The following is a 1880-nucleotide window of genomic DNA, read 5'->3' on the forward strand; positions in this document are numbered from 1 at the left end:
TTTTTTATAACATAAGCGTACTATGTCAAATTAATTTTTCAGACATTTGGGTAACTCAAACACACCTAACCACCTATATTTTTAAAAAGTTAGCAACTGACATGGAAGCGATTTGCAGAACCGGACTTTCTCAAACTTGAAAGGATATAGCCTCGTTTTTCAATCCTGCGATGCCATCTGGCTGAGTGCAGACTTTACGCTAACGTACAATTCGCATTTACAGGACGAGGAGGATAACGCTAATTTACGAGGTCCAGGGGCCTCCAGAATTTATCCGATCTGCCCTCAGTCCCAGAAAGAACGGCTCTGCATAATCTTAAACTTTAGGCAGCGGTACGTTGCAGATGGGTCACGAAGCAGTTGTATTTCAATTTCTTGTTCAACTCATCTTGAAGTGAATAGTCCTTGATCTGAGAATGGAAGGGTACTTTGTCTCGAAGCAGAGCGAATGCAATCTTAAGCATCTTGTTGCCCATAGCAATGAAGATGGCACGCTCATGCTTACCACGACCTTTTAAACGTTCATAGAAAGCCTTTAAATCCTGATTATGCAAACAAAGGTTTCGTCCTACCAGGAATACGACATAACGGAGATGATCATTTCCTTGTTTAGAAATGTGGCCATAGGAGCCTTTATGGCCGCCTGTTTGCTTGATCATCGGATTCGTACCTGCTTTCTTAATCCATTGGCCGGCATGGGTGAAATGATCGATATTGCCGATCTCCGCATAAAGTTCAGCTGAGGTTGAGACCCCAAGGCCGGGAACGGTTAAAAGTAGTCTGCCATCGGTTTGGAGCAACAAGCTTTCAATCTCTTGGTCCAAAGCTTCGATCTTGGAATTAAAGGCCTTTAGGTCACGCAGCTTCATGTTCAGCAGCATAAATTCCGGGCGTAATTCGTCCTTATGACGTGATAAGGATTGCCCAGCCACATGCAATAATTTTTGGATAGCGCTCTGACGGAGCTTCAAGTTATGCCGAACCGAGAGCTCCCGAAGTCCCTTTTCACCCAATTGCAGGATCATGGAAGGGTGGGGATAGTGCTCCATCATGAACGAGGAGGCTTTTCCCCAAAAGTCACTGAATACTTTGATTTTACGCGCCTTGCCTTGGCTGTGATCGGCATAACCTTGAAATTCACGCCAAAGAATATCCATCAAGTTACGGATCTCCATACGTAAAGTAGAACGTTTGCGGATCTCGGAACGCCGGGCTCGTGTGAGAACCAGCAGATGCCGATGATGACCTTCGAGAAGCTGGATCTGGGTGGCTTTGTTGCTTTTAATGGCATGGGCAATGGCAACTAAGTCCAAGTCATCCGTCTTGCACCAATTTAGCGCACCGGCTCGCTCTTCGAAGGTAGAGTAAGGATTGAATATCTGTACGTGGAAGCCATACCTGGACATCTCCCTCACAATGTCTTCATAGTAATGTCCAGTGGCCTCAATGCCAAGGAATAAGCGTTCGGCCTGAACTACAGCACAGGCTTGATCGATTTTTTTTCGCAATAGTTGCATGCCAGATTCACTCACTGAGAAGAAAAAAGGCCTCTCAATAACGTCACCGAAATAATTGCATATGAGAGCTTTCTGATGAAGCTTGGCTGCATCAATGGCTACAATGAGCACCTGTTCCAGGTTGATTCCGCGAAGCTGTTGACTAAACTTGATTCCCTTGATACCTTGAATATGTGAGGATTTCCCCATGTGACTTCAACCTCCTGTGGTGGGTAGGTACAGATTGAAGCTTCCTTGTCAGGTGCTTCTTTTCTTCGATAGTCGCTGGGTGAGTTCCTCTTTTTTTAACTATATTACACGCCAGAATTTATAAGTTTTCAGCGGAGCTGAAGGATTCTTATGTTTCAAGAAAACCTACCTCTG

At 44.8% G+C, this 1880-nt stretch carries 1 protein-coding gene; it reads right to left on the minus strand.

From position 1 onward, the window contains the following. Positions 1 to 323: 323 nt before the first annotated feature. A complete protein-coding gene (locus OB236_RS16025) occupies positions 324 to 1706 on the minus strand; it encodes an IS110 family RNA-guided transposase (protein WP_262684896.1) in 1383 nt (460 codons plus the stop codon). Positions 1707 to 1880 lie beyond the last annotated feature (174 nt).

The organism is Paenibacillus baimaensis (assembly GCF_025567575.1).

Bases quoted from the DNA above. Each gene is read 5' to 3' on its own strand.
- OB236_RS16025 (WP_262684896.1), bottom strand. From the start codon at position 1,706: ATGGGGAAATCCTCACATATTCAAGGTATCAAGGGAATCAAGTTTAGT.